The organism is Providencia sp. SP181, from assembly GCF_050446505.1.
In the GTDB taxonomy this organism is placed as follows: domain Bacteria; phylum Pseudomonadota; class Gammaproteobacteria; order Enterobacterales; family Enterobacteriaceae; genus Providencia; species Providencia vermicola.
This window is the reverse complement of record NZ_JBBPXM010000032.1, coordinates 1-6137: the sequence shown is the minus strand read 5'-3', so window position 1 is coordinate 6137 and position 6137 is coordinate 1. Positions and strand designations below refer to the sequence as shown.

Here is a 6137-nt window from a genome sequence, read left to right as displayed (position 1 = left end):
CTGATAGCAGAGCATGTTGATAAGCACACTTGGTTTGATGGCGAGATTGAATTGGACGAAAGTTATTTTGGTGGTGGTCGTAAAGGTTTGCGTGGCAGAGGTTCTGCCGGGAAAGTGCCTGTTTTCGGGCTTCTCAAGCGTGGTGGTAAAGTTTACACCAAGGTTATACCCGACGCTAAATCGCGGACATTACTGCCGATAATTGAGTCAAAAATTTACCCTGACAGCATCGTCTACACCGATAATTTTGCCAGCTATGATGTACTGGATGTGAGCGATTTTAAGCATTACAGAATTAACCACAGCACGCAATTTGTCGACAAAAAAGACCGGCAAAATCACATCAATGGCATTGAGAATTTTTGGAATCAGGCGAAGCGTCACATGCGTAAATTTAACGGCATTCCTAAAGCCCATTTTGAGCTGTATTTGAAGGAATGTGAGTGGCGATTTAACACACCAAATGCAAAAATGCAATTAACCATGTTAAAACAAATGGTTAAAGGTAAAATTTAAACCTTATCTAGGACAGTCCCAAAATGATAGTAACCGCACCATTTAAGTGTTCGATGGTAAAACATTACGTAGCGAGAATAGCCGAATCATTGCTAATGTGGACGGAAGCATTAATATTTACAACTAGATCATTTTAATGTCAAAGCTAAGTTCAGATGCCCGCCTACTAACAAAGTAGAAATGACCGTCATGCTTGATGGTTAGGATCTATGACCACTCCCGTTTTTGCAATACTGATACAAATAATATTGTTGGCTTGTATAAATCTATCTGGCATATTAATAGGCTTTTATGCCTGCGCCTCGATGAGTTCCGCGCCTGATGAACCTTATAAGCTTGAGCGGCAATTTAGCTGCCATTCCTAACCACAGGTTTTTCATTAGGTCGGTTAGCCGTTAATATCATCTATAATCAGTCTTCGCAAAACCAGATAACCCATTATTTCATTATGATAATTTAGAATCAAAGAACTGCTGACGCGTTGTGAATGCCTAGGCTATTCTGGTTAGCTTATTGGCCAACGCGCAGGTAACGACGAAATTGTTTTTTCTCTGTAATAATTGCTTGACCCAATCTGCAAGTTTACCCGATCTATAAGTCAGTGTTCGCAGATAGACTCGGGCACATTGGACTAATAATGCACGGAGTTTTTTATTGCCTCGTTTGCTGATCCATAAAAGCGTACTTCGTCCTCCGGTGCTATATTTTCGAGGGGCCAAACCCGTTGATGCAGCAAACTCTCTACTGTCCCCATATTGGTTTCCATCACCTAATTGAGCCGAAAGTAGGCTGGCAGTCAACGGGCCAACGCCCGGAATAGACAGTAAGCGTTGGTCTGTGCAATATTCATTCAACGATCCCTTTAATTGAGCCTCTAAATCTTTAATTTGCTCAAGAAGATAATCGTAATGCTTGCGCAGTTTTTGAAGCAAATTTTTTAGGTAAGGCGGGAATTGTTTGTCTCTAAAATTTCAGCTCCCGCCTTTATTAACGCTGTGCCTTTTGGGGCACTGACGCCAAACTCCAATAAAAACGCGTGCGTCTGGTTTGTTGTTTTGACCCTATATCTGACCAAAGACTCTCTCACTCGGAGCAAAGCATGCATGGCTTGTTGAAATTCAGTTCTAGGCTGAACAAATCGCATTGATGGCCTCGATACAGCTTCGTAAATGGCTTCTGCATCAATAAAATCATTTTTGTTCGATTTGACTAATGGGCGAACAAATTGATGCGATATTAACTTAGCTCAGTGAGCTTCCGCACCACCACAGGCTTCTATTACGATAGTCATTGCTGGACAATTAGCCAGAAACTGAAACAATTTAGCCCGCGTAAATTTTTTACGGTAAATGGCTTTTCCATGGCGATCTTCGCCATGAATGTGAAAAGAGTTTTTACCCAGATCGAGACCAATAAGCGTCATATTTTCCATGATAGTTCCCCTGATGATGTTTTTCTAGGTATAGAACGTTGAAAGAGGGAGTGGTCATCTCATTAATTGAATGTTTTTTTTACCCACGTTTCTAACCTTAACTCCCTACGTCGATGACAGATCATCTGTTTTATCAATTTGTGATTATTTATATTTTCATCATTTAGCTTGCATTTTATACGATTGTCCAAATTTTAAACGGATCTTCCCTGGCCAGCCTGCCGTAACCACCGTGCTGTTTTAAATTGTTGGCGACGCATGTCTAATAATGTTTCAGCTCGGAATCCTGCCTCTGCAGAGTTAAAAACCATTCGGCTTCCACATAAGACACATTGGTACGTTTCTACATTTGTAAATTGTTTCATCAGTGGGGCAAATCCTGGCTTTTGGGGCTTATCTTTCACATTCATTTCCAGCACATCATAGACTTTCGCTAATAACGTCCCGCGCTTGCGATTAGCTAGAAAGCTATAATAGCGAACCATTTCAAAATGGCGAGACGGGGGGTGGCTGGTATAGCACCACAGCATATCCTCCTAGCTCAGTCGTTGCGTGCGATGCAGCCCAGTTCGGTGACCGAAGTAATGGTGGACGACCGAGCCCCCGGTGTAATGACGCAGTTTAGACGCGGCGATCAGCGGACGCCTCAGGTAACGACCAAGGTAATTGACGTTTTGTCGGGGATTTAGAGTTTTTTGGCTAAGTGAATTTTCCAGCGGCGCTGGAATTGGACCTCAAGAAATTGGCACTATTCATGGTAATCACGGATGTGTTAATAACCTGCAGCGAAAAAATTTAATGAAACGTAATTTTTCCGTAGTAGAGTAATGACGGCCTGGCACCAGTAGCGCTCAACGATTTTCTTTTTGAAGAAGATAGGCTGCCAGATACTGTGTTTTAAGCAAAGCCCACCGTGAGCTACCGATAAATGGATATGAGGATGTTGATTGAATTGGCAGCGATACGAACTGTAGAGCCTGAAATAAACAGCTTAATTAACCGTTCCTGTTTGTACTAACTGAGTCAGCTCTTTCACATAGAGCTATCCTAGATGATTTTAGTTATCTAGGACAGCCCCAAATTGAATTGATGATGAACACTAAAATATCCATATCTTTCTGGGATAAGCTTAACGGTGTCTGGCGTAAAACTTGTACTCAACAGATTGCCTTCTTAGGAGGTGATTTGAAGCGACAAAATCAGAGAATTTTACGACAGTGTATTCAATATAGAGATCATCATAATAGGTAGTGTTCACGCGCTATGAATGCACCGATGACCTTGCCATGCATTTGAACATAAGCACGCTATTGGCGTGAGCATCGCGGCAGAGCCGCTCTATTTCTAGGCAACGCCCTTCTCCTCTTTTATACTCTGCTCCATGTCTATTCCCAGACCCGCTAAACTGCTATTTCAATACGATGACGGATGGAACCGCGTCATTGATAACAACACCGTCGATGAATGGCAGCTCCTCTGTGTTGAAAAGATGCTCGCCTGCTGCACCTGCGCTATGGGCGTTCGCTGCTATTGCTGTTCTTCTCTTGAATGCACACATTCACGCTTCTTTTGCCAAACCTGTAAATTCAAACCCTGCAGTGCTTGTGGACTCAAAGGAACCGAACAATGGGTTGCCCAACAACGGCATATTTTGCCTGATTGCGAATGGCAACACATTACCCTCACGATACCCCACCTCCTTTGGCCTTTCTTCAACAACAACTGGCCCTTGCTCAACCGACTCTTTCGCTGTGCCACGCGTGCTATGCTCAAACACGCAAAGCGCCTAGGCCTCGAAATTGACATTTTCTGTGCCCTACATACTTATGGTCGCCAACTTAATCAACATCCGCACATTCATTTCTCCGTCACCTGAGGCGGGAGCACGAAATATGACACTTGGAAATCGATTTTTTTAAAAGAGAGACGTCGAAAAGGTCTGGCGCAGTGCCGTCATTCGGCTTCTTCGAGACAGCTATTTTCAGTTACAATCCAATAAATGTCCTAGCTTTGGCCATATTCGCGATTATCCGACCTGGTGTCGTTACCTCAATACCCAATTTCAACGTTATTGGAAAGTGCATTTTGCTAAAAAAACACGCGGTGCTTGGCACAATGTGAAATATCTGGGCCGATATCTAAAACGTCCGCCTATCTCGGCTTCCCAATTGAAATACTACAGCGGTGGCTCCGTGGTCCATCATTACGATGACCACCACAACCAACAATACCGACGACAGACCTTATCCCAAGAAGAAATGATACGACGTTATGTCAGCCATATCCCAGCCCGACATTTTAAGATGATCCGCTATTACGGTTTTTTAGCTAATCGCAAACGCGGCAGCTTATTACCCAAAGTGTATGACGCGTTGGATATTATACATCTTAACGTGCCTGAAAAACCGGGGTTTTCGACATTGATGAAAGAATTTTTAAACACGGCTCCCTATCAATGTATTTTATGCGGAAATCGACTGCGGTTTATGCGTGCGGAAAAAGGGAGTCATGCAGTCGGGATAAAATGGCTAGAAAATGGTGGCGACAAACCGCAGCGTAGGATCAGTGTGCCTATTATTAGGCTTTTAAATGATAATTTAACCGAACGACTGTTCTCATGGTTAATCAACGAAAAAACGGCCAGAATTTAATAGAAATGTAGCGTTCAAAACACCCGATTAATGCGTCACTGCATTGATTGAGATTCCTAACCATCAAGCCCGCATTTTGAATACATCATCACAATTAGCTTATTTTTTTTGTGGTAACCCTTCTGGATAAAAAACACTTCGTACTCTTTTGTTAGGCGCCGCAGAAGCTGTCATTTTTTTTGTAATAACATTATAATTTATTAACTCAGCCGATAATGTGTTTTCGTTTTGTTGAATAAAAGCCTCGCCAATAAGAATCATTTCGCCAGTTTTTGGTATATATTTGAATTTTTTAGAATTTCCAGAGAAAGGCTTACCATCTTCAGTTATCCCTGCATATTTTATTGGATTTCCTACCGCTGTTATAAAAATATTTTTTGGATTATCTTGATGATAAGTAGCTTCATCCGATTTAATAATCATATCTCCGCTAACAGCATGCACATTACCAATAGACTTAATATTTCCATTTGATAGTATTAATTGGCTATCCGAATCTATTGTATATTTATTACTTATTGAATACGAAGTGTTACAAAAAATTGCGATCAAAAACAGAATGAAAAAATAGGCTCTCATTTATATCTTCACCTTATATTTAGAAGTATTTATCATATTAATATGTTATTGCTATTAATAGTGTAAAATTGAAAGTTTTTATCACATAGGCATTAAGAAAATGTAGCAAAACGATAATGTGATTTACAAAAAATATGGTATTTCTTTGATTTTACGAATAACCGTTTGTACAAAAATCAAGGGGCTGTCCTAGATAAGGTTTAAATTTTAGCATGCATTCCTTAAACTTAATCTTGATGTCCTACGTACCAAAATAATAATATACCTAATATAGCTCTTTAATATTACTGATAATTAAAATTTATATCATTACCAACTAATATAATTGGTCTGTTAATCTAGCATAGTTATTGAAAATATTTCATATAACCCATATCATGTTTTTTGGAATAAAGAAAACACCTTCTCATACACATTTACTTCTTGGTATTGATGGGAATGTTTGTCATCTCTTCAGGCGCAAATAAATGTAAGTGCATACATTAAACTTACACAGTCTGATATAATTGAATTGTACTTTACTCATAAGAGTAAAAAAACACCATAATTTTATTTTTTTATAGTAATTAAACTCATGGCTCAATATTCATTGATTATCGATGAGTTGTCAACTAAAATTATCGATAATCAATAACATCCCCTCGATAAGATTTAAATTTTACTTTTAACTATCTGTTTTAGCGTAGTTATTGGGTGTTTTGTACTTGGTGTGTTAAAACGCCACTCACATTCCTTCAGATACAGCTCAAAATGTACCTTCGGAATGTCGTTAAATTTACGCATGTGACGCTTCGCCTGATTCCAAAAATTCTCAATGCCATTGATGTGATTTTGCCGGTCTTTTTTGTCGACAAATTGCGTGCTGTGGTTAATTCTGTAATGCTTAAAATCGGGTATAACCTTGGTGTAAACTTTACCACCACGCTTGAGAAGCCCGAAAACAGGCACTTTCCCGGCAG

At 40.0% G+C, this 6137-nt stretch carries 3 protein-coding genes and 3 pseudogenes; 2 read left to right on the top strand and 4 right to left on the bottom strand.

The genetic code is table 11. The annotated features are described in order from the left end of the window. Nucleotides 1-516: IS1595 family transposase (locus AABS66_RS21470; protein WP_430225473.1), on the top strand; the 516-nt coding region annotated here is incomplete at its 5' end. Between the two features lie 491 nt (nt 517-1007). Here AABS66_RS21470 and AABS66_RS21465 read toward each other — a convergent pair. Further along, nucleotides 1008-1948, bottom strand: a pseudogene (locus AABS66_RS21465) (IS110 family transposase). A gap of 194 nt (nt 1949-2142) precedes the next feature. Next, nucleotides 2143-2915: pseudogene (locus tag AABS66_RS21460) on the bottom strand (IS91 family transposase); the annotation flags it as partial. A 414-nt stretch (nt 2916-3329) separates the two neighbouring features. Between AABS66_RS21460 and AABS66_RS21455 the strand changes: the two are divergent. Beyond that, nucleotides 3330-4524, top strand: a pseudogene (locus tag AABS66_RS21455) (IS91 family transposase); the annotation flags it as partial. 174 nt (nt 4525-4698) lie between these two features. On the opposite strand, the gene lptA reads toward AABS66_RS21455, so the two are convergent. Together lptA and AABS66_RS21445 are read right to left on the bottom strand one after the other, a co-directional pair. Further along, nucleotides 4699-5178 (bottom strand): lipopolysaccharide transport periplasmic protein LptA, encoded by a 480-nt coding sequence (gene lptA, locus AABS66_RS21450; protein WP_430225472.1) that lies wholly within the window; start codon nt 5176-5178, stop codon nt 4699-4701. 651 nt (nt 5179-5829) lie between these two features. Next, nucleotides 5830-6137 (bottom strand): transposase (locus tag AABS66_RS21445; protein ID WP_430225471.1); only part of this gene is annotated, 308 nt, incomplete at its 5' end.

Excerpts from the sequence above, each read along its gene's own strand:
- lptA (WP_430225472.1), bottom strand. The coding sequence starts at position 5,178 with ATGAGAGCCTATTTTTTCATTCTGTTTTTGATCGCAATTTTTTGTAAC.